Consider the following 20,297-nt stretch of genomic DNA (forward strand, 5'->3'; position numbering starts at 1 on the left):
CCCCTAATAACCGTTGTGTTCGAAACAAAGTTACGATATTCGTAATCGTGAAGTGTCGGCCGTCGGTAGGGGAGGGATGGACGACCTCGACCGCCGGATCCTCGACGTGCTCCGACGGGATTCCCGAACGCCTTACACCGAGATCGCCACCCAGGTCGGCACTTCCGAGGGGACGGTCAGGAATCGCGTCGAGCGGCTCATCGAGGACGACACGATCGAGCGGTTCACCGTGACCACCCGCACGGGAAATATCAAGGCGATGATCGAGGTGAGCGTCGCCGTCGACGTCGACACCTCGGCGATCTCCGAGCGTATGGCCGAGTGGCCCGAAGTCGATTTCGTCTGGCAGGTCTCTGGCGAGGAAGACGTCGTGCTGATCGTCGACGCGGCCGACACGAGCGCCGTCAACGATCTCATCACGCAGGCGCGCGAACTCGACGACGTCATCTCGACGAAGACCAGACTCATTCTGGACGAACGGCGCGAATGAGTCGGGTTGCGTCAGGAACTCGATGAACTGGGTGGGGAAAACACGTTGGAGCGAACGAGGAGCCAGACCGCAAACACTGCCAGCGGTAGCGAGCCGATCACACCGGTCACTGCGGGACCGAGGAGTCGACTCGGGTCGTTCTGCGTGAAAAGCAGCATGATACCGGCGTTCGCGTTGATCGCAGCGTGACCGATGACGGCGGGCCAGACACTGTTGCCCCGCAGCGTCACCCATCCAAGGAACACGCCGGCGACGACAGTGAAATACACCATCGCAAGACTACCGAGCAGCGGCGTTTCGGGATAGTTATAACCCAGCACGATCAGCGGCCAGTGCCAGACGCCCCAGATCACTCCCGACAGCAAGACGGCCCGACGACCGCCGAGAGGGAGGAGTTTCGGTAGCAGATACGCCCGCCAACCGAACTCCTCACCGAACGTGGCCACGCAGTTGACTGCCGTGTTGATCGTGAGGGCAGCCATTGCCGCGATGAGCGCGAGTTCCCGTGGTTCGATCGGGAGTTCCGTCCCCTGTGTCACCCCAAGTGTCTCACCCACGGCACTCAGCGTTGGATCGAAAAATTCCGGAAACAGCGCAAAGAAAATCGTCGCCCCGAGATAGAGTAGGACGGGCGGCACGACCCACGCGACGGCCCACCATCGCCAGTGACGTCGTCGCGGGCGCAGAGCCAGTCCATCCCAGCCCTCACCGGTAACGAATCGTGTGAGAACGTTTGCTATCGCCGGTGAAAACATGTAGCCGGTGACGACGAGCACGAACCAGAGCCGAACACCGGCGAACACCGTCGGGCTCTCGGAGCCGATACCGCCGGTCATGGAGACGATCACACCGATCGTCCACGAGATCCCGAAAGCAAACAGTACGAACAGCCCCACGCGCCGCCACTCCACGTCGCCATCTTCGGACCCTGTCGCCGTCGGGAACGCGTCCCGGTCCGAACGTTTCGTCTTCGATGTCGTCATGCATGTTCGTGAATGGCCCGACCGATATAATCAAGGCACGTCAATCATCCTCCGGCGGCGTTCCGACGCCTGGCGTCGCCCAGTCGGGCGCGTCGAGCTGGTCCTTCTCGGTGTGGATATACCGATAGAGTCGACCGATGAGGCGATAGGGGAGCCAGTCGGCGACGCGGGGCTCGACACGCCCGTCGCGAATGGCCGCGACGACGTTTTCGGGTGTCGGCTCGTCGACGTCGACCGCGGTGTAGGCACGCCCGACCTCGACCGGGTAGTGAGCGTCGCTCCCCCCGGTCATCGGCAGCTCGTACTGCTCAGCGAGGCGTTCGACCCACTCGCGGGTCCGTGGATGTTTGCCGTTGACCTCGATGGCGTCGAAGGCGGCATCGACCTCCCTCACCGTGGAGTTACGGTACGGATGGGCGATGATGGCCGCACAGTCGCGCTCGTGGGCGATGTCGACGACTTCACTCGGTGTCAGCTCGCCGGGATCGGTCTCGTTCGGGGGATCCGGCCCGACCACGAGTACGTGCCCCCGTGTGGTCGAGATCTCGATGCCAGGGAGCACGGCCACGCCGGCGATCTCGTCGTCGAACGCGCGGTAGTAGTCGTGGTTGGTGGTGGCAACCCCGTCGAGACCGCGCGCCCGCGCGACCCCCGCGAGCAGTCGGCCGCCGAGCGGGTCGTAGACGTCGCCAAGCCGTCGATGACCGTGAAAAAAGCGCGTGTGCGCGTGGAGATCGATGCGGTACACGGCCGAACGCGGTGTCGGTAGGCCTTTGCTGTTGCGACGTGAGGTCGCTATATGACCACGCGGGAATCGCCGCTCCGCTCCGACGGTGGGACGGGCGCGCGCGAACTCATCTACAATCCACTCAGCGGCAGCGCCGATCACACGGACGAGATCTACGACTACGCCGACGAATACGGCGTTTCGGTCCGGGAGACGAGCGAGAGCGGTGACGCCATCGATCTCGCCCGCGAGAGCGACGCCGACTATCTCGGGGCCGCCGGCGGCGACGGCACCGTTCACGAGGTCGTGCGCGGGCTCCACGAGGCCGACGCGTTCGATTCGACCGTCCTCGGCATCGTCCCGACGGGCACGGGCAACAATTTCGCGGGCAACATCGGCGTCGAGAGCATCGCGGACGGTTTCGAGGTGCTCGCCGACGGCGAGACACGGACGATCGACCTCGGCATCGCCAACGGACGGCCGTTCGTCAACTCCGCCATCGCGGGCCTGACCGCCAACGCGAGCTCCGAGACCACCTCGGAGATGAAGGACTCGCTCGGCGTGCTCGCCTACGTCGTCAACACCGTCCAGACGGCGACCGACTTCGACGGGCTCCCGCTCGAAATCGAGACCGCTGCCGGCGACGACGCCTGGAGCGGTGACGCGGCGTTCATCCTCGTGGGCAACGGCCGGCGGTTCCCCGTCGAGGGGCGCACCCAGGCCGACATGGAGGACGGTCGGTTCGAGATCACAGTCATCGAGGACCGGCCGACGGGACAGCTCGTCGGCGAAGCGACGCTCCGGCGGCTGCTCGGCAGCGACACCGCGAACATCACCCGGCTCGAAAGTTCGTCCCTGTCGATCTCGGTTCGGGAGGGCGATCCGGGAACCTTCAGCCTCGACGGCGAGATGCTCTCGGCGCGCGAACTCGACATCGACGTCGACGCGAGCGCACTCTCGATCCGCGTCGGCGACGGCTACGAGCCCGACCCGCCGGCGATCGACGAGCAGTAGGCCGCAGTCGAAGGCAATATGAACACAGTCCGCGAGAGACCACCATGAGCACACGAGACGCCGCCGACGAAGACAGCGAAACCCCGAATGCCGAGCAGCAGCTCGTCGCGGTCGACGAAAACGACGACTCCGAGGGGATCGTCGAGCGCCTCAACGCCCACACCGGCGACGGCGTCCGCCACCGCGCGTTCACCGCGATGCTGTTCGACGAGATGGGCAACCTCCTGCTCGCACAGCGCAGCCCCGAGAAACGGCTCTGGGACACCGGCTGGGACGGGACCGTCGCCTCCCACCCCCGCGAGGGCGAGGAACAACTCGACGCCACGCGTAAACGACTCGAAGAGGAGCTCGGCGTCACGCCCGACCAGTACGACGATCTCCGGGCGACCGACCGCTTCGAGTACAAACGCTACTACTACGACGAGGGGCTCGAATGGGAGGTCTGCACCGTCCTGAAGGCGACGCTCACCGACACGACGCTCGATCCCGACAATAGCGAGGTCGGCGGCGTGCTCTGGGTGCCCTACGAACGCCTCCACGAGCATCCGCGCTGGTACCGCCAGCTCGACCTCTGTCCCTGGTTCGAGATCGCCATGCGCCGCGACTTCTAGCGGACCGTTTTTCTTCGGAATTCATGCGCCTACGATGTCTGCTCGCGAGCCGTTAGTCCGCTCCCACACAGCACCGCCGAAGCCCTCGGCGCGCGCTCACTTCGTTCGCTACTCGCTCGGCCTGCGGCCTCGCTCGCGCCCCTCGCCCTTCATCCGCCAGGAGCCGCGACCGCCACGGCGGCCACGCCACAGCCGCAGCATGGCTGCCGCGAGTGCCGTACCCCAACGGACTTGACTCGTCGGTGCTAGTGGCGGACAATGGCGACGTGTGACGTCTGCGGCAGATCGGAAAACATGCCGTACCACTGCCGACACTGCGGCGGGACCTTCTGCGGCGAGCACCGTCTGCCCGAGAGCCACGACTGTCCGGGCCTCGACGACTGGAACGATCCCGAGGGCGTCTTCGACAGCGGGTTCGACGACAGCGTGAACAACCGGGGTGGGCAGTCGTCGAGTTGGCTCTCGGGGCTGCTCGACACCGGCACCGGCGGCCCGCTCGGCTACTTCCGCGGCAACATGACGTTCGTCTTCCTCGGACTGATGTTCGTCACCTTCGCGCTGCAGATCATGGTCTTCCCGTTCCTCGGCGCGCCACCCGGCAGTCAGCTCTGGAACGCGGTGTTCGTGATCTCGCCGCAGCATCCCGAGTACGTCTGGACGTGGTTCACCTCGATCTTCGCCCACGGCGGCTTCGTCCATCTCCTGGTCAACGGGATCGTGATCTACTTCTTCGGGCGAATCGTCGAGAACTACATCGGTTCGCGCGATTTCACCCTGCTCTTCCTCGGGAGCGGCGCGCTCGCCGGACTCGGCCAGATCGGTATCGAGATGCTCCAGGGAGGGATCACGGGTGCGCTCGGTGCGAGCGGTGCCGCGCTCGCGATCATGGGCGTCCTCACCGTTCTCAAACCCGATCTCCGCGTCTATCTCTACTTCTTCATTCCCGTCCCGATCTGGCTGCTCACCATCGGTTACGTCGTCATCTCGGTCTCGGGCGCGCTCGGCGGGCCGGGCATCGCCGGCGTCGCCAACGTCGCCCACCTCGTCGGCCTGCTCATCGGACTCGCCTATGGCCGGCGCGTCAAGGGTCGAAAGCGCATGCCCAACCAGCTTCAGTTCGGCGGCGGGCGCGGCGGTGGCGGCATGGGCGGTCCCGGACGTGGACGGGGACCGTTCTGATGGAGCCCGTCCGTCCTGAGTTCGTCCCCGACGCCAGTAGCTCGCGCGAGGAGATGGAGGCCCTCCAGCGCACGGTCGCCGACGAAGCGATCTTCGCGGACGAGTTCCCGTTCGATCCCGCGACCGTTTCGATGGCGAACACGCTCACAGCCACGACCGGTGACTCGCCCATCGTTGTCGGTATCGACCAGGCCTTTCTCGACGAGCGGGCGGTCGGTGCGGTCGTCGCCCTGCGCGACGGCGAGGTGATCGAACGCGCGAGCGCCGCCGTCGACTGCGAGTTTCCGTATATCCCCGGCCTGCTCTCCTTTCGCGAGGCCGGGGCGATCGTTGCCGCGCTCGGGAATCTCGATACCCAGCCCGACCTCGCGGTGTTCGACGGCAGCGGGCGCATCCACTACCGTGAGGCGGGTCTCGCCACCCACCTCGGCGTCGTCTTCGATCTCCCGAGCATCGGCGTCGCCAAGAGCCTGCTGTGTGGCAGCCCGCAGGGCTCGCTCGACGGACGTTCGGAGGGTGCGCGCGTCGCCATCGACGCCGACGAGGACGTCGAAGGGGCCGACGGAACGATCGGCTACGCGCTCCAGACGCGCCAGTACGACTCCGGGAACCGCCACATCAACCCGGTCTACGTGAGCCCGGGCCATCGCGTCGGTCCCGAGACGGCCGCGGATCTCGTCGAGCAGCTCTGCGACGGCTACAAGCTCCCCGAACCGACGCGACTCGCCGACAGCCACGCCGCGACGGCGAAGGGCGAATTCGGCGAGCGGACGCGGAACGACGGAAGTTAACTACCCGGCCCGAGAGGAATGGGATAGAATGGCGAAAACCGTACTCATCACGGGCTGTTCGTCGGGCATCGGCCGCGCGACGGCCGAGGCCTTCCTCGACGCCGAATGGACCGTCTACGCGACCGCCCGTGACGACGCCGACGTCTCGGATCTCGAACTGGCGGGCTGCGAGACTGCCGCGCTCGACGTGACCGACGACGATCAGGTCGAGAGCGTCGTCGAGCGGATCGTCGAGGAGACCGACAGGATCGACTGTCTGGTGAACAACGCGGGCTACGGCCAGTTCGGGCCGATCGAGGACGTCCCCACCGAACGGGTCCGCGAACAGTTCGAGACCAACGCCTTCGGTCCGCACCGACTGATCCGAGCCGTCCTCCCGCACATGCGCGACCGCGGACGCGGCCGCATCATCAACGTTTCGAGCACTGCCGGTCGCTTCGCCACCCCCGGGCGTGGCGTTTACGCCGGATCGAAATCCGCGCTCGAAGCGATGTCCGAGGCGCTGCGCACGGAGGTCGCCGACTACGGCATCGACGTGTCGGTCGTCGCGCCCGGTCCGGTCGCCACCGCGTTCGAGGAGCGTGCCGGCGACGAGCTCGACGGGCTCGAACGATCGGGTGCCTACGAGCTGTTCTACGACTACTTCGAGGACTACCGAACCGTGGTCGAGGGCGGCGTCGGTACCGTCAGCCCCACCGAGGTCGCCGACGCCATCCTCGATGCGGCAGTCGCCCCCGATCCGCCGGCGCGCTACCCCGTCGGAACGCTCGCGGGAGTCGCCGAGTACGCTCGCTTCCTCCCTGCCGGCGTGCGCAACTCGCTCTACGATCTCGTTCGCCGCTTCGTGTAGCTCCGGCGACCACTATGACGAACCGTTCGTAATCGGAATCGAAATTGTTGTTAACAACTACCACTACCCTGTCCCAATGTGGGACGCAGATAATATAGAAACCTCATGAATAATATAGCGAATTCATATTTTACACAAATCCCGACACGAAACCTAATTACCTAGAGAACACCGTCTTTCAACCACGTCTTGTTGTTGAATCCGTAATGGCAGACGACACGGAGAAAGACGGTATCGATCGACGACGAGCACTCTCGAAGATCGGCGCGACAGCGGCCGCTGGCGTCGTCGGGATCGCCGGGTTTCAGCATTTCACCCGACCCGCGTTCGCCATCGACGCCGAATCGCTCAGCGCTGCGGATGTCGACATCGCTTCTGACGACGGGACGATTCAGGACGTCTTCCTCAAGCCGGATCTCACGTATTCGTGGGACGGAATCGACGCCGATCCGGAGGAGATCGAGTTCGTGGTGTCGATCCAGGATGGACTCGATGACGACGATTACGAGAAACTCGGTTCAGAAACAGCCGATCTCTCCTCGTCGGGACGGGATACGAACGACGGGATCTACGCCTTCAAAGAGCAGCTCAGCATCGTCGAGGACGGCCCCTGGGAGAAAGACGAATTCCACGCCGAGGATGATGGAGAGACGCGTACCGTGGGCCCGATCGGGCTCCAAATCGAAGGGAATCTCGATGCCGGCGATAGCGAACACAGCGACACGAAAACCGCTGAGTTCGAGGTCAACGTCACGAACAACAGCGTCGAGTTCGGCTCCGGAGACGGCAACGATAGTGCGGGTGGCGGTATCGGTGGCAACGCCGGTACCGGTGGGAGCTAAACGTCGACTGGGCCACCGACGACCGAACGAACTCCTTGCCAGGGATCACTCGCCGAGATAGCGAGCGCGGAGCACGCCGATCACGAACGGAGCTACTGGATGGTCGCCGACGAACAGTCAGGAGCTTTCGGTGAGTTGCAGGTAGAGAAACGCCTGCATCCCGGCCAGAAACGAGTCCATGATGAGGACGCCACCGATCTCCGCGACGAACGACGACTGCACGATCCCGAACAACGAGACGAGAACGACGAGCCCACAGACGAACACGAGCGTGACCGCGAACGCGGTGGCGAGGACGGAGCCGTTCATCAGTCGCCAGCTCGTGGTGAGCGCCTCGGCCGGCCCGTATCCGTCGATCATCACCGCCGGCGTGGAGAGAAACAGTCGAAAATAGAGATACAGTCCGGGGAGGGCGAACACGAAAAACCCCACCCAGCCGAGGGTATCCGGAACGGCGAGCGCCATCCCACCGACGAACACCGACAGATACGACGCGACCGTCGCGAGAAACGCCATGAACAGCCGGAGCAGAAACGGCGAATCCGTTCGCGTCCGTCCACCGAGCGCTCGGTAGGCGACGACGACACCGACGAGGATCAGCAACAGCCGTGCCGCAACGCCGATGAACGGCGGGAGAACGATCCCAAATAGCCCTGAAACGATAAACAGTCCGACGATGGCTGGCGATTGCCGGATGGCGTCGACCGCTCCGCGAAGAACGGCGAGCATCGAGGGCCCTGCAAGCGGCGATGACTCCGTCGACATGGGTTCGACATGCATCGGTCGGGATGAACAACGTTGTGATTTCTACCGAATTGTATTCAAACAATAGCTGTATCGTTTTGTCCCTACTCCATTCGAATCGTTCAATAGTATCGATCGTCGTCTCAGTTCGCCAACTCCTCCGAGGACCGTTCGACGGTAGAGTCGGTCCGGCCACAGACGGGACGCCGGCGACTGGACGGGTTTTTGTCGCTGGACGCCACACGACGAGGTAATGAGCGCGGAGCACGCCGACCACGAGTACGATTACGAGGAGCTGGGTCTCGTCGCCGGGCTGGAGATCCACCAGCAGCTCGACACGGCATCGAAACTGTTCTGTGGCTGTCCGACCGATCGGCGCGAGCCCGAGGAGTCGACTCATCGCTTCCGGCGCTACCTCCACCCGACGCGGAGCGAACTCGGCGAGATCGACGTCGCGGCGCTCGAAGAGGCGAGCGTCGAGCGCGAGTTCGAGTATCTGGCCTTCGATTCGACCTGTCTCGTGGAGGCCGACGAGGAACCGCCCCACCGGATCGACGACGAGGCGATCGAGACCGTCCTGGAGATCGCCGGCCTGCTCGACATGACCCCCGTCGACGAAGCTCACGTGATGCGCAAGATCGTCGTCGACGGCTCCAACACGTCCGGATTCCAGCGCTCGGCGCGCGTCGCCGGTGACGGTGCGATCAGCACCTCCGAAGGCGCAGTCGGCATCGAGGACATGGAGCTCGAAGAGGAGAGCGCCGGCCGCGTCGCCGAGACCGACGCCGGGGTGCGCTACGCGCTCGATAGACTCGGGATCCCGCTCGTCGAGATCGGGACGAAACCCGATATCGGTTCGCCGGCACAGGCCAAGGAGGCTGCCGAGCGCATCGGTATGCTGCTGCGCTCCACAGGAAAGGTAAAGCGCGGGCTCGGCACGATCCGTCAGGACGTCAACGTCTCGATCGCCGAGGGCGCGCGCGTCGAGCTCAAGGGCGTCCAGAGCCTCGACGACATCGACGATATCGTACGCAACGAGGCCGGTCGGCAGGTCGAACTCCTCGACATCCGCGAGGAACTCGACAGTCGTGACGCGAGCGTCGGCGACCCGACGGACGTCTCGGGGGTGTTCGACGGAACCGACAGCGGGCTCATCGGCGGCGCGCTCTCCGGGGATGGGGTGGCGATGGCCGTTCGGCTGGAGGGGTTCGACGGACTCGTCGGTCGTGAACTCCAGCCCGACCGCCGCCTGGGAACCGAGTTCGCCGATCACGCCAAGCGCCACGGCGTCGGCGGCATCTTCCACACCGACGAGCTGCCGGCCTACGGCGTCACCGAGGACGAAGTCGCGGCGCTCGAAGAAGCGGTCGATGCGAGCGAGGACGACGCGGTGGCGATGGTCGCTGCCGACCCCGAGAGCGCGGAGGCGGCCATCGAGGCGGTCGCCGACCGCGCACGGGCAGCCATCGATGGCGTGCCCGAGGAGACCCGTGGGGCGAACGACGACGGCACGACACGCTATCTCAGACCGCTCCCGGGCGCGGCGCGGATGTATCCCGAAACTGACGTTCCTCCCGTAGAACTCGACTTCGAGGGGATCGAGACGCCCGAACTCCTCACCGAACGGGTCGAACGCTATCGATCGGAGCTCGGGCTCGACGCCGGGCTCGCCGAACAGGTCGCCTACGGCCGGCGGATGAGCCTGTTCGAGGCGGCCGTCGAGCGCGGCGTCGATCCGACCCTTGCGGCGGGCACGGTCGAGAGCACCGCGACCGAACTCCGGCGCGACGGCGTTCCGATCGAGAACGTGGACGACGACCGCTTTCTCGCCCTGTTCGATCTCTATCAGGAGGACGAGGTGACGAGCGAGGGAATCCCCGACCTGCTCGCGTCGATCGCCGAAAATCCAGAGCTCTCCCCGGCCGAGGCCGCCGAGCGCGAGGGACTCGGGAGCGCGGGCGACGACGAGGTTCGCGAGGCCGTCGTCGAAGTGGTCGAACGAAACGAGGAACAAGTCGAACAGCAGGGGATGGGCGCGTTCTCCGGGCTGATGGGCGAGTGCATGGGCGCGCTCGGCGGCCGTGCGGAGGGCGACGAGGTGAGCGAACTGCTGCGCGAGGAGATCCAGAAACGGGCTTAAATACTGTCGGACAGATTTGATCGAGAACTTGTGACGCGAAAATCGGCCTGTTGTAGTGGCTTCTCGGAATCGAATTTTCACGTACATCTGTTCAACAGTATGAGAACCCTCACTCCGTATCGCGATCGGGACCGAGGAACGCTGGACGCAGACCGCCGAGTGCGGGCACCGGGAGCACGCGCTCGGGATCGACGCGTCGGGAGACCCAGTAGGCGACGCCCACGAGGACGACCGCGAAGGCGGCGTCGGTGATCCAGTGGATGCCGAGATAGAACGTCGAGAGGACGATGAGACCAGCGAGGGCGAGCGCGGTGGCGGCGTATCGCGGTCCGGCCTTCCTAGCGTAGAGCGCGGCGAGCACCGACAGCCCGGTGTGGAGGCTCGGGAACGCCTTGACCATCGTGTCGGTAGCGAGCATGCCCGCCCTGATGATCGGGCTCACGTCGAAGATGAGCGGCTTGACGGCCACCGCCGGGTAGAGCGCCGGGATCCCGACGGGGACGAAGACGAAGAAGGGCACGGCGATCAGGACGAGGACGACGTACGCGAGCGCGTAGCGCCGTGCCTCGCGCTCGTCGTGGGCCTTGAGCTTGAAGTAGGTGAACAGGACGATCGTCGGAAAGCCGACGAGATAGGCGGCGGTGAACAGCAGCGTGAGCGGTTCGCTCGTCACCGACTGGAAGGCCGCGACGACCGGCCCCTCGAACTCGTAGACGAGCCACGTGAACGTTCGATCGGCGTGAAAGCGGTGAGCGATCGTGTTCACGAGGTTGGTGACGATCCAGGCGACGCCGAGATATTTCCAGTCGGTTTGGAGGAACTCCTTGACGAAACCCACGGGGTCGAGCCGTGGGAGGAAGACGGCCGCGGCGACGCCCATCGCGAGCAGCGAGCCGAGCGCGACCGAGAGCGTGTACGCCGTCGGCAGCGAAACCGCGAGCATCGGCGGGAATCGACGGAGACCGCACAAAGCCGTTGTGATTCCACCCGTCATGCCCGCCGCCGACGGACGATTTATTACTCGTCGTCGGCTACCGGCGGACGTGCTCGACGTGGTATCGCTGCCCGTCTGGCTGCTCGGGATGGCGCTCGGAGCCGGCTCGCTGCTGGTGGTCGCCGGCGTCTTCGCCCTCGGCGCGCGACTGTTCCCGACGATGCCGATCGACGCGGGCTCCGACCAAACGGAGAGCGGAGCAAGTGGTGATGCCAAACGTCGCCGGGAGATCCGCGACTATCTCGAAACGATCGGCGAGTCGTTCGTCGAGAACCATCCGATCGAGAGCCGATCAGTCGCCTTCTATCTGCCCGAACGTGACGTCGCGATCACGTTCGATCCGCGGACGTACTACCGTCTCCGGCGCTCCTCGACCCATGCCGTCCTGGTCGAACACGAACTGCCCGGCGTCCATCTCGGTTCACGACTCCCCTTCGAGACGCCGACCCTCGAGATCGAGGACGGCGAGATCGACCCCGCGAGCGCCGCCTTTGCGGTTCTCGACATCTCGACCGAAGCGAGCGCGCGCGAAGTCACCGCCGCCTATCGGGAGAAAGTCAAACGGGTTCATCCCGACCACGGCGGCGATCACGAGGAGTTCAAGCGCGTGCGCGAGGCCTACACGACCGCGAAGGAACGCGCCGGCTAGCCGGTCGAGACCTCGTAGGCGACGCCGGCGTCCCGCAACGCATCGGTCACTTCTCCGACGCGATCGCCCGTGACGACCACCGCACAGTCCAGGCCACGACTAGCGGCGTCGGCCGCGACAGCACCCGCCGCGAACCTGATCGGTTCGACGTCGATCCCGCGCAGCGCGACGACCGCCTCGACGCCCGCCGCCGCAACGAGATCGACGCCGTCACAGGCCGCCGCGAGCGCGTCGGGCGAACTCGCCGCGCCCGAGCGGACGGGTGGGACCTGCTGGACGACGACGGTCCCGGGTTCGAGATCGATGACGCCCTCGAACCCCGTGACGCCGACGACCTCGTCGCCTTCGGCTTCCCCTGTCGCCACGCCCGTCGCCGGCCCCGTGTCGCCGGGGGTTGCTCGGAGGAGTCCGTCGTCGAGCGAGAGCGACACCTGCTGGCCCTCTTCGATCGTGTCGGTGGCGATGGCGGCGTCCTCGCCGACGCTCGAGAGGACGTCGTCGGTCACGTGATCGACGAACCGCTGGAGGTCGGCGGCCGAGCGGAGCAGCCAGTCGACGCCTTCCTCGGTGACGCGATAGCGCGAGCGGCCCTCCTTCGTGACGAATCCGTCACTGTCGAGTTCGCGGACGTATTCGCTGACGGCCTGTGCGGTGACGCCGACGTTGTCGGCGATCTCACCCTGGCTCACCGCCGGTTGGCGCTCGGCGATGGCTGCCAGAATGCGAAAGCGGGTCGCGTCGCGCTTGTCGTCGAGAACGTCGGTCATGGGAGGGGTCGGGCGGCCGTCATGAAAATCCTACCGTCACTCGACGGCGCGCCCGATGCTGTCCTCGGCGACGAGCAGCGTGTTGTACAGCGCCGTCACGAGGAAGCCGACCAGCGCGAACACGAGCACCGGCGGCAGGCGGCCCTTTCCCGTGACCGAGACGAGGTAGCTCACGAGCAGGCTCCCGCCGGTGGCGACGATGTGAACCATCGAGACGACCGGCGGCGGTTCGCCGTCGGGTCGGCGCTGTTCGGCGAGCAGTCCACCGAACGCGACGACCGCGAGGAGCGTCATCGCGACGAGCGCGCCGCCGACGTAGGCCGCGACCTCCAGGATGTCCGGCGTGCCGTAGTGGGCGACGAGGATCGCACCGCCACCCCAGATCGTGAGCGTGTAGCCGTACGCCTTCGACTCGGCGACGAGGTTGCTGGCGAGGCGCTGCGATGGCTCCATCCATCGGTCGATCGCGCGCACGGCGCAAAAAACCGTCGTCGGGCACGGAGACGCTGAGGGCGGGATCGCCGGAGTTTATCCCGGCACGTCGACTACCGCGCCCATGAGCACCATCGCGGAGCTGTCGATCCCCGCCGCCGAGTTCGCGCTGGCCGACACGCTCGACGCGTTCCCGGACGCGAAGTTCGAGACCGAGCGCGTCGTCGCCCACGAGACCGACCGGATCATGCCGTTCGTCTGGGCCACCGGCGACATCGAGCGCGACCGTCTCGACGAGGCGCTGGCGGACGATCCGAGCGTCGAGGAGTTCACCGAGCTCGGGGCGTTCGACGAGGAGTGGTTCTACCGGATGGAGTGGGTCGAGGACATTCGCATCGTCCTCCACGTGCTGCTCGACCAGGAGGCGACGGTGCTCAACGCCGACGGCCGGGATGGGGAGTGGCACCTGCGGATCCTCTTTCCCGATCGCGACTCGCTGTCGGCGACCTACGATTTCAGCCAGGAAGAGGGTCTGACGATGACCGTCGAACGCATTTACGATCTCAACGGCGGGGACCGCGACCGCTACGGGCTGACCGATCTCCAGCACGAAACGCTCGTCGCGGCCGTCGAAGCGGGCTACTTCGACATTCCACAGGAGTCGACGCTCGACGAACTCGCCGCCGATCTCGACATCACCCACCAGGCGCTCTCCGAACGACTCCACCGGGGACACAAGACGTTGATCGAGAACGCGCTCGTCGTCGGTCGGATGGGGCGTTGACTTCGACGATCACTCGTCGAGCACCGCACGGGCAGCCGTCCGACCGCTCTCCAGCGCCCCCTGGATCGACGACCAGTTCGTGTAGTCGCCGGCGAGATACACTTCGCCATCGGATGCGTCGGTCGACGGGAGATCGCGGTAGAACCCCGGCGGCTGGGCGAACTGCGCGAACGGGATGCGGTCGGTCGCGAGGAGTTCGAGGTCGTCGAAGCGCCGCTCGGGATACCAGGCCGCGAGCGCCTCGCGCGTGCGCTCGGCGAGTTCCTCGTCGCTTCGTTCCTGCTCGCCGAGGAAGGTCGCGCTGAGCAGTTCGCGTCCAGCAGGGGAGTAGTCGGGGGCGACGGCCGACAGCGGTGCGACGTGGTTGGGTTCGGTGCCGCCGGCGTTGAGGAGGAGTTTCTTTCCCGTGTCGAGGCGCTGGTGGGTCGGCAGCGAGAGGTACTGTGTCACGCAGCCGTGAGCATCGGTCGGGATCGACGCCACGTCGGTGAGTTCGCTCGCACGTTTCGGATCCGCGGCGACCACGACCGCGTCCGCCTCGCGGCTCTCGCCAGCCAGTTCGACCGTCGCGCCGTTTCTCTTCCCCTCGATCGCCTCGACCTCACTGTCGAGCGTGATATCGACGCCCTCCTCGCGTGCGGCGGCAGCGAGTTGGTCGGCGATCGCACCCATGCCCGCCGCGGGCACGGCGATCGACCCGCCGGCGAGCATCCGGAACGTGTAGCGAAACACCGCCGCCGACGTCGCGAGCGTCCGATCGAGCGTGATCCCGCCGTAGAACGGGGCGAAAAACCGCTCGACGAACCGGTTCGAGAACCCACGATCCCGGAGGAATTCGTCGATTGATTCGTCCTCGCCAGCGAAGACCTCGCTCTCGTCTTCGTTCGCGAGCTCGCGCCAGAGCCCGAGCAGGCTGATCATGTCACCGAAAGTCACGTTCGCGTTGAACAGCGTCTCGGTCAGCGAGGCGGGATCGCGTCGCGGGTCCGCGAGCACGCTTCGGGAGCCGGGCCAGGCGAGCGTCGCGCCGGGTGTGAAATACTGCAGGTCGAGCGCCCGGTAGTCGAGTTCGCGCTGTGCGGCCGGATAGCCGGTAAAAAGGACCTGGAAGCCGCGATCGAGGGTGTAGCCGTCGATCTCGCGGCTGCGCACGCGCCCGCCGACCGACTCGCGGCGTTCGAGGAGTTCGACGTCCGCGCCGTCCGCGGCGAGGTGGCGCGCCGCGACCAGTCCCGCGAGCCCGCCGCCGACGACGGTGACCTGTGTCATACTCGCCCTGTGCGGGCCGCCCACAAAACGACTGCGTGACGGTGGCGCGTCGTCACTCCTCCGGGTCGATCAGCGACTCGAAGGCGACCCCGAAATGGTCCTCGAACAGTGCGAGTGCGTCGTGTTCGATCGCTTCGGCCTCTGCCATCTCGTCTCCATCCATCTCGTAAGCACGGCGCGTGCAATCGAACTGGACGATATCGGCGACGACGTCGGGCGTGCTATCGGTCTCGTCGGCGAGCGCCGCGACCAGCGCCCGCGGCAGTTCGAGCTCCGCGTGCTCGTCGCTCGCCGCGATGTCGAACGTGATCGTCTCACCCCTCGGCTCGGTCATGCTCGGCGATACGCCGCCGGCGGCAAACCGCTGACGATCCGGGTGATGAAGGGAACCGATTAGTCGCTCGCGTCGGTAGTCGGGGCATGGAGACGACGGCGGCATTCGACGGGCTCGTCTGTACGGACTGTGGCGAGCGCTTCGACCCCGAAACCACAACCCACGACTGCCCCGACTGTGGCGGGTTCCTCGACTCGCGCTACGATCTGAACCACATCGATCTCGCGCGCGACGAGCTCGAAACCCGCCCGTTCGACGGGCTCTGGCGCTACGAGGAGCTCCTTCCCGTTCCCCGCACGGCGGCGGTGACGATCGACGAAGGCACGACGCCGCTGGTCGACTGTCCCGAGCTCGCCGACGAACTCGGCGTCGAACGACTGCTGATCAAGGACGAGGGCCGCAACCCGACGGGGAGCCGTACCGATCGTGGCCACGCGCTTGCGGTGTCGGCCGCCCGCGAACACGGCGCGAGCGACGTCGCGCTCGCCACAACGGGCGACGCCGGGCAGTCGGCGGCCGCCTACGCCGCCCGTGCCGGGCTGGACTCCCACGCGTTCGTTCCCACCCGCGCGAACTTCGGCAACAAGGCGATGATCAACGTCCACGGCGGCGATATGAACGTCGTCGAGGGCCGGTTCGACGACGCCGCAGCGGCCTGCGCGGACGCAATGGTCGACGAGGACTGGTACGCGACGAACCCCTTCGAGACACCCTATCGCCACGAAGGCGCGAAGACGATGTTCTACGAGATCGTCGAACAGCTCGACTGGGAAGTGCCCGACGGCATCGTCCAGCCCACCGGCAGCGGCGTCGGACTCGTCGGTCTGCACAAGGGCGCGACGGAGTTCGCGGAACTCGGCCTCACCGACGATCTCCCCGCGCTGTACGCCGCCCAGGCGAGCGGCTGTGCGCCGATCGTCGAGGCCTGGGAGGCGGGTGACGACAGCCACGAACCCTGGGAGGTACCCGACACGATCTGCGGCGGTATCGAGATCGCCGACCCCCACGGGAGCCCGCTCGTTCTAGACGCCCTCGACGACTCCGACGGCGGCGCTGTTGCCACCGACGACGAATCGATCCTCGACAGCGCGATCACGGTGGCCCAGCACACCGGCATCGAAATGGGCGCGACCCCTGCGGCGGCAGCCAGCGGCGCGTGGGAACTCGCCGAACAGGACGTGTTCGGGGCCGACGACACAATCGTGCTCGTGAACGACGCGAGCGCGAACAAGGAAGCCGACATCCTCCGCAGCCACCTGATGGGCAAGGGGATCTAAAACCACCTTTTTACTCGTCGGGTGCGCTCCGCGCACCACTCCTCGCAAAAATCTGGACCAAAAACTCCCGCTCACTCGGCTTTGCCTCGTTCGCGGTGAACCGCGCTCACTGCGTTCGCGCGGACACGACCGCTCTCCGCACAACACCGCCGAAGCCCTCGGCGCGCGCTCACTTCGTTTGCTGCTCGCTCCGCTCGCGCGCCTCGCCCTTCATCCACCAGGAGAGCGAAGCTCTCCTGAGCCTCGGATCGCGTCGCTCGCCGAGACGCCAGGACCGCACCGCACCCGCCGCCGTACAGCAACCGCCAGCGCGGCGGCCACCGCGCCATCCGACCGACTTTTCACGGCTCCACTCCTCTCATCGTTCGAATGTCCGTTCTCGGGACGGTGACGACGGTGCTCGCAGGGATGGTCTTCGGGCTGGCCATCGCCGCGCCACCGGGACCGATGAACGCGGTCATCGCCGAGGAGAGCGTCCTGCGGGGCTGGCTCTCGGGCGTCTGGGCCGGTCTCGGCGCGATGGCCGCCGACGCCTGCTTCTTCGTGCTCGCGCTGGTCGGCGTGGTCGCGATCGTCGAGCGCGTCCCAGCGATCCGCGGCGCGGCCTTCGCGGTCGGCGGCCTGTTGATGCTCTATTTCGCCTACGACGCGGCTCGCAGTGCGAACGACGACCACGCGGCGGCCACCGGCGAGCGCCGCGGGTTCGCCAAGGCGTTCGCCCTCGCGATCACGAACCCCTATCAGGTGGTGTTCTGGCTCACCATCGGCGTCGGCATGCTCGAACCCGGGCGGATCGACGTGCTCGAACCACTGTCGAGCGAACTCGCCGGCACGCTGGTCGTCGCGACGGGTAGCCCAGCACTGCTCGTCGGTTTCTTCGCCGGGATCGCCGCGTGGGTCGTCGGCTTTCCGACGACGCTGGTCGCCGCCGAGCGCCGCCTTACCGGTGTCGGTTCGACGGTTGCCTACGCGAGCGCGCTCGTGCTCGCGGGGTTCGGCGTGGCCTTCCTTGGTGAGGCGCTCGCGATGCTCGGCTCACTCGTCTGAGTCGAGTCCGACGCCGGCGATCTCGTCGTCGAGCCACTCGCGCAGCCACTTCACGCGCTTGAGGCGCTGGTGGATGAGGCTCTCGGCGCGATCGCTCCGGATGCGCTCTTCGGCGTCACGCCCGCGTTCGAGCACGCGCCCGACCATCTCGGCGGCGTCCATGTGCGTGCGCGACTCGTAGCCCATCCGGAGGAGGAGCAACACCGCACCGTTCGCGCCGATCTTGTCGAGGAGATCCGCCTCGATCAGACAGCGCGTCTCCAGTGGCAATTCGTCGAGCGGCCCCTGATAGGAGTGCTCGCTCACGGCCGTACAGACCTCGTCGACGAACGACTCGGGATAGTCGCCGTGGGATTCGAGGAACTCGCGGGCGACGTGTGCGCCCGCCTCGGCGTGGAGGTCCTGTTCGGCCTCCAGTTTCGAGACGTCGTGGAAGAGCGCCGCGACGCGCACGACGTCGACGTTCGCACCCTCGCTCGCGGCGATGTCGGCGGCGATCTCGACGACGTTCAAGATGTGGTTGAACCGATAGCTCGCCGAGTGCCAGGGATACCAGCGCATGCGCCCGCCCGTCCCCTCGTTTTCGATGCTCGCTTCGAGATAGCCGGAGACGAACCGCTTCATCTCCGCGAACTCGGCGGTCGAAACCGGCGATTCCCTCACCTCGACGCCCAATCCGACTCCCTCCTGATCTTTCGTGTTCCGTTCATGTTATCCGACTAGACGTATGTTCGACCCTTTAGCGTTACGACCCCATGACTGTGATCACCATACCGGCGAGGAGTGTTGCCAGTGACACAGGGGTTTATCCCATCGAGTGCCGAACGAGTGGTATGGAACTGCGTGAAGCAACGGCCGACGACGGCGGGGCGATACGGGAGATCGCTCGCCGATCGCTGGAACAGTCGTACTCGCTCAGCCCGCGCACGATCGACGGCGCGATTTCCCAGTGGTACGACGAGCAAGCGATCGCGACGAAACTCGACGAGGACGATACGCTCCTGATGGTTGCCGAGGACGAGGGCGAACTACGTGGGTTCACCGAGAGCGATCTCGTCAACGAGGGCGGCAACGGCGACCTGCTCTGGCTCCACGTCGATCCCGACTATCGGGGGCAGGGGATCGCCAGCGACCTGTTCGAGCACACCCGCGAGACGCTCTTCGAGATGGGTGCCGCACAGCTGCGCGCGAAAGTGCTGGAGGACAACACCGAGGGCAACGAGTTCTACGCGGCGTTCGACTTCGAGCAGGTCGGCACCGACACCGTCGAGATCGACGACGGCGACTTCGTCGAGAACATCTATCTCCACGCCGACGACGTCTCGGTCCAGCCGACGCTCGAAGACACGGACCCCACGCGCGAACTCGACGACGGGCTGTACGTCAACGAGAAGCAGGTCGAACGCGGCTCGAAAGGCCCCTTCCTCACCGCCTACACCGATCCCGATTTCGACGAAGAGCACAAGTACGGCTACTACTGCGCGAACTGCGAGACCCTCGACAACGCGATGGACACGATGGGTCGCGTGAAGTGCAACGAGTGTGGCAACCTCCGGAAGGCGACGCGCTGGGACGCCACCCGCGGGTAGTGGGACGTAACGCCCGGTGAGGGAGCGGGAACCGTCTCAGACAGAATCGGGTCTCGTGTGGACAGTGAGATCGACGGGCCGGGGCTCGCCTTCGAGGTCTTCGACGATGCGCTCGACGATCTCCTCGGCCTCGCCCTCGATGAGCGGTTTGACCTTCTCGACGACCCACGACAGCGAGACGAGGCTCGGGAGGTCGAACTGGCTCGAATCGACCGAGTCGGCGTCGAACGCGACGTGAAATCGTACTCGCGAGGCGTGCTCGCGGCCGTCCGGCGGATCGATCCCCTCGACCGCCCAGTGACCGTGCGCGTGGATGTCCTTGACGATCCTCCAGTCGATCCGGTTGGGCGGGTCGACGTCCGTGACCTCCGAGCGTGCCGTGTAGGTGAGTTTCCACCAGGCGAACTGGAGATCGTAAGTCGTTCCCGGCGAGCCGTCGCCGTGACCCTCGACGTCCTCCAGATATTCGGAGTAGTCGGCGTAACGGGGGAAGTCGATCAGGAACTCGTAGACGTCCGCCGGCGGGAGATAGACCTCGGTGCTGACTTCGATACTGTCCACGACCGCTACTGGTATGGCAACCGCCTAATACTGTCGGACGGAATCGGCAGCGTTCACCCAGCAAACAGCCTCGCGCTGGCGTCGGCTCGCCGACACCGATCGTCACGGACTGCCGTCCGCGGATATATCGACGAGGAGTGTGGTCGATTGGCCGACTGATACCGTGAAATAAATGACCCCACGGTCGGAAGCGATGTGAACGAGAGATGATGCCACGTGGATC

23 protein-coding genes are annotated in these 20,297 nt (G+C 65.9%); 13 read left to right on the plus strand and 10 right to left on the minus strand.

Annotated elements, in window-relative coordinates; all coding sequences use genetic code 11:
- Positions 1-76: 76 nt before the first annotated feature.
- Complete coding sequence (locus C451_RS13010; RefSeq protein WP_007741254.1) at positions 77-490, plus strand: Lrp/AsnC family transcriptional regulator; 414 nt, start codon at positions 77-79, stop codon at positions 488-490.
- An 11-nt stretch (positions 491-501) separates the two neighbouring features.
- Here C451_RS13010 and C451_RS13015 read toward each other — a convergent pair whose 3' ends face one another.
- Both C451_RS13015 and C451_RS13020 read right to left on the minus strand, forming a co-directional pair.
- Positions 502-1,473, minus strand: coding sequence for a CPBP family intramembrane glutamic endopeptidase (locus tag C451_RS13015; protein WP_007741255.1), 972 nt, complete (start codon positions 1,471-1,473; stop codon positions 502-504).
- 40 nt (positions 1,474-1,513) lie between these two features.
- Positions 1,514-2,221 (minus strand): CehA/McbA family metallohydrolase, encoded by a 708-nt coding sequence (locus tag C451_RS13020; protein ID WP_007741256.1) that lies wholly within the window; start codon positions 2,219-2,221, stop codon positions 1,514-1,516.
- Positions 2,222-2,272: 51 nt separating this feature from the next.
- On the opposite strand from C451_RS13020, the gene C451_RS13025 reads away from it, so the two are divergent.
- The 6 genes from C451_RS13025 to C451_RS13050 all read left to right on the plus strand — a co-directional run bounded on the left by C451_RS13025 (position 2,273) and on the right by C451_RS13050 (position 7,487).
- Positions 2,273-3,214 carry a diacylglycerol/lipid kinase family protein gene (locus tag C451_RS13025; protein ID WP_007741257.1) on the plus strand — a complete coding sequence of 314 codons (942 nt, stop codon included), beginning with the start codon at positions 2,273-2,275 and terminating at the stop codon, positions 3,212-3,214.
- A gap of 44 nt (positions 3,215-3,258) precedes the next feature.
- Positions 3,259-3,825, plus strand: a complete 567-nt coding sequence (locus C451_RS13030) for an NUDIX hydrolase (RefSeq protein ID WP_007741258.1) — start codon at positions 3,259-3,261, stop codon at positions 3,823-3,825.
- 258 nt (positions 3,826-4,083) lie between these two features.
- Positions 4,084-5,004 carry a rhomboid family intramembrane serine protease gene (locus tag C451_RS13035; protein WP_007741259.1) on the plus strand — a complete coding sequence of 307 codons (921 nt, stop codon included), beginning with the start codon at positions 4,084-4,086 and terminating at the stop codon, positions 5,002-5,004.
- Positions 5,004-5,795: an endonuclease V gene (locus tag C451_RS13040; protein ID WP_007741262.1), complete on the plus strand. Its 792-nt coding sequence runs from the start codon at positions 5,004-5,006 to the stop codon at positions 5,793-5,795. Before C451_RS13035 ends, C451_RS13040 begins: the two co-directional genes overlap by 1 nt.
- Positions 5,796-5,823: 28 nt before the next feature.
- Positions 5,824-6,645, plus strand: coding sequence for an SDR family oxidoreductase (locus C451_RS13045; protein WP_007741263.1), 822 nt, complete (start codon positions 5,824-5,826; stop codon positions 6,643-6,645).
- Positions 6,646-6,851: 206 nt separating this feature from the next.
- Complete coding sequence (locus C451_RS13050; RefSeq protein WP_007741264.1) at positions 6,852-7,487, plus strand: hypothetical protein; 636 nt, start codon at positions 6,852-6,854, stop codon at positions 7,485-7,487.
- Positions 7,488-7,604: 117 nt separating this feature from the next.
- Here the strand turns inward: C451_RS13050 and C451_RS13055 are convergent, their stop codons facing one another.
- Positions 7,605-8,252: a glycerophosphoryl diester phosphodiesterase membrane domain-containing protein gene (locus tag C451_RS13055; RefSeq protein WP_007741265.1), complete on the minus strand. Its 648-nt coding sequence runs from the start codon at positions 8,250-8,252 to the stop codon at positions 7,605-7,607.
- Between the two features lie 232 nt (positions 8,253-8,484).
- Between C451_RS13055 and gatE the strand changes: the two genes are divergently transcribed.
- Positions 8,485-10,371, plus strand: coding sequence for a Glu-tRNA(Gln) amidotransferase subunit GatE (gene gatE / locus C451_RS13060; protein ID WP_007741266.1), 1,887 nt, complete (start codon positions 8,485-8,487; stop codon positions 10,369-10,371).
- Positions 10,372-10,480: 109 nt separating this feature from the next.
- Here gatE and C451_RS13065 read toward each other — a convergent pair whose 3' ends face one another.
- Complete coding sequence (locus C451_RS13065) at positions 10,481-11,314, minus strand: phosphatase PAP2 family protein (protein ID WP_007741268.1); 834 nt, start codon at positions 11,312-11,314, stop codon at positions 10,481-10,483.
- A 100-nt stretch (positions 11,315-11,414) separates the two neighbouring features.
- Here C451_RS13065 and C451_RS13070 point away from each other — a divergent pair, with 100 nt between their 5' ends.
- Positions 11,415-12,014 carry a J domain-containing protein gene (locus C451_RS13070; RefSeq protein WP_007741269.1) on the plus strand — a complete coding sequence of 200 codons (600 nt, stop codon included), beginning with the start codon at positions 11,415-11,417 and terminating at the stop codon, positions 12,012-12,014.
- On the opposite strand, the gene C451_RS13075 is transcribed toward C451_RS13070, so the two are convergent.
- On the minus strand, positions 12,011-12,781 hold the full coding sequence (locus C451_RS13075; protein WP_007741270.1) for a DUF7839 domain-containing protein: 771 nt from the start codon (positions 12,779-12,781) through the stop codon (positions 12,011-12,013). The two genes, C451_RS13070 and C451_RS13075, sit on opposite strands and share 4 nt — an antisense overlap.
- A 36-nt stretch (positions 12,782-12,817) precedes the next feature.
- Positions 12,818-13,234, minus strand: a complete 417-nt coding sequence (locus C451_RS13080) for a hypothetical protein (RefSeq protein WP_049913115.1) — start codon at positions 13,232-13,234, stop codon at positions 12,818-12,820.
- A gap of 103 nt (positions 13,235-13,337) precedes the next feature.
- Here C451_RS13080 and C451_RS13085 point away from each other — a divergent pair, with 103 nt between their 5' ends.
- Entirely contained in the window at positions 13,338-13,997 is a 660-nt protein-coding gene (locus C451_RS13085) for a helix-turn-helix domain-containing protein (protein ID WP_007741272.1), read from the plus strand.
- Positions 13,998-14,006: 9 nt separating this feature from the next.
- Here the strand turns inward: C451_RS13085 and C451_RS13090 are convergent, their stop codons facing one another.
- The gene (locus C451_RS13090; protein WP_007741274.1) at positions 14,007-15,266 is read right to left on the minus strand and encodes an NAD(P)/FAD-dependent oxidoreductase; all 1,260 of its coding nucleotides are present in this window, start codon (positions 15,264-15,266) and stop codon (positions 14,007-14,009) included.
- Positions 15,267-15,318: 52 nt separating this feature from the next.
- Positions 15,319-15,600 carry a DUF7545 family protein gene (locus tag C451_RS13095; RefSeq protein WP_007741275.1) on the minus strand — a complete coding sequence of 94 codons (282 nt, stop codon included), beginning with the start codon at positions 15,598-15,600 and terminating at the stop codon, positions 15,319-15,321.
- Positions 15,601-15,686: 86 nt separating this feature from the next.
- Between C451_RS13095 and C451_RS13100 the strand changes: the two genes are divergently transcribed.
- Positions 15,687-16,877 carry a threonine synthase gene (locus tag C451_RS13100; RefSeq protein WP_007741276.1) on the plus strand — a complete coding sequence of 397 codons (1,191 nt, stop codon included), beginning with the start codon at positions 15,687-15,689 and terminating at the stop codon, positions 16,875-16,877.
- A gap of 369 nt (positions 16,878-17,246) precedes the next feature.
- Positions 17,247-17,924 (plus strand): LysE family translocator, encoded by a 678-nt coding sequence (locus tag C451_RS13105; protein ID WP_007741278.1) that lies wholly within the window; start codon positions 17,247-17,249, stop codon positions 17,922-17,924.
- Here C451_RS13105 and C451_RS13110 read toward each other — a convergent pair.
- Positions 17,913-18,599: an HD domain-containing protein gene (locus C451_RS13110; protein WP_007741279.1), complete on the minus strand. Its 687-nt coding sequence runs from the start codon at positions 18,597-18,599 to the stop codon at positions 17,913-17,915. The genes C451_RS13105 and C451_RS13110 overlap by 12 nt on opposite strands.
- A gap of 158 nt (positions 18,600-18,757) precedes the next feature.
- Here C451_RS13110 and C451_RS13115 point away from each other — a divergent pair, with 158 nt between their 5' ends.
- A complete protein-coding gene (locus tag C451_RS13115; RefSeq protein ID WP_007741280.1) occupies positions 18,758-19,513 on the plus strand; it encodes a GNAT family N-acetyltransferase in 756 nt (251 codons plus the stop codon).
- A 36-nt stretch (positions 19,514-19,549) separates the two neighbouring features.
- Here the strand turns inward: C451_RS13115 and C451_RS13120 are convergent, their stop codons facing one another.
- The gene (locus C451_RS13120) at positions 19,550-20,074 is read right to left on the minus strand and encodes a type II toxin-antitoxin system RatA family toxin (RefSeq protein ID WP_007741281.1); all 525 of its coding nucleotides are present in this window, start codon (positions 20,072-20,074) and stop codon (positions 19,550-19,552) included.
- Between the last annotated feature and the right edge of the window lie 223 nt (positions 20,075-20,297).

It is taken from the genome of Halococcus thailandensis JCM 13552, from assembly GCF_000336715.1.
Classification (GTDB): domain Archaea; phylum Halobacteriota; class Halobacteria; order Halobacteriales; family Halococcaceae; genus Halococcus; species Halococcus thailandensis.

Bases quoted from the DNA above. Each gene is read 5' to 3' on its own strand.
- C451_RS13010 (WP_007741254.1), top strand. From the start codon at position 77: ATGGACGACCTCGACCGCCGGATCCTCGACGTGCTCCGACGGGATTCC.
- C451_RS13015 (WP_007741255.1), bottom strand. From the start codon at position 1,473: ATGACGACATCGAAGACGAAACGTTCGGACCGGGACGCGTTCCCGACG.
- C451_RS13025 (WP_007741257.1), top strand. From the start codon at position 2,273: ATGACCACGCGGGAATCGCCGCTCCGCTCCGACGGTGGGACGGGCGCG.
- C451_RS13030 (WP_007741258.1), top strand. From the start codon at position 3,259: ATGAGCACACGAGACGCCGCCGACGAAGACAGCGAAACCCCGAATGCC.
- C451_RS13035 (WP_007741259.1), top strand. From the start codon at position 4,084: ATGGCGACGTGTGACGTCTGCGGCAGATCGGAAAACATGCCGTACCAC.
- C451_RS13040 (WP_007741262.1), top strand. From the start codon at position 5,004: ATGGAGCCCGTCCGTCCTGAGTTCGTCCCCGACGCCAGTAGCTCGCGC.
- C451_RS13045 (WP_007741263.1), top strand. From the start codon at position 5,824: ATGGCGAAAACCGTACTCATCACGGGCTGTTCGTCGGGCATCGGCCGC.
- C451_RS13050 (WP_007741264.1), top strand. From the start codon at position 6,852: ATGGCAGACGACACGGAGAAAGACGGTATCGATCGACGACGAGCACTC.
- C451_RS13055 (WP_007741265.1), bottom strand. From the start codon at position 8,252: ATGTCGACGGAGTCATCGCCGCTTGCAGGGCCCTCGATGCTCGCCGTT.
- gatE (WP_007741266.1), top strand. From the start codon at position 8,485: ATGAGCGCGGAGCACGCCGACCACGAGTACGATTACGAGGAGCTGGGT.
- C451_RS13065 (WP_007741268.1), bottom strand. From the start codon at position 11,314: ATGCTCGCGGTTTCGCTGCCGACGGCGTACACGCTCTCGGTCGCGCTC.
- C451_RS13075 (WP_007741270.1), bottom strand. From the start codon at position 12,781: ATGACCGACGTTCTCGACGACAAGCGCGACGCGACCCGCTTTCGCATT.
- C451_RS13080 (WP_049913115.1), bottom strand. From the start codon at position 13,234: ATGGAGCCATCGCAGCGCCTCGCCAGCAACCTCGTCGCCGAGTCGAAG.
- C451_RS13085 (WP_007741272.1), top strand. From the start codon at position 13,338: ATGAGCACCATCGCGGAGCTGTCGATCCCCGCCGCCGAGTTCGCGCTG.
- C451_RS13090 (WP_007741274.1), bottom strand. From the start codon at position 15,266: ATGACACAGGTCACCGTCGTCGGCGGCGGGCTCGCGGGACTGGTCGCG.
- C451_RS13095 (WP_007741275.1), bottom strand. From the start codon at position 15,600: ATGACCGAGCCGAGGGGTGAGACGATCACGTTCGACATCGCGGCGAGC.
- C451_RS13100 (WP_007741276.1), top strand. From the start codon at position 15,687: ATGGAGACGACGGCGGCATTCGACGGGCTCGTCTGTACGGACTGTGGC.
- C451_RS13105 (WP_007741278.1), top strand. From the start codon at position 17,247: ATGTCCGTTCTCGGGACGGTGACGACGGTGCTCGCAGGGATGGTCTTC.
- C451_RS13115 (WP_007741280.1), top strand. From the start codon at position 18,758: ATGGAACTGCGTGAAGCAACGGCCGACGACGGCGGGGCGATACGGGAG.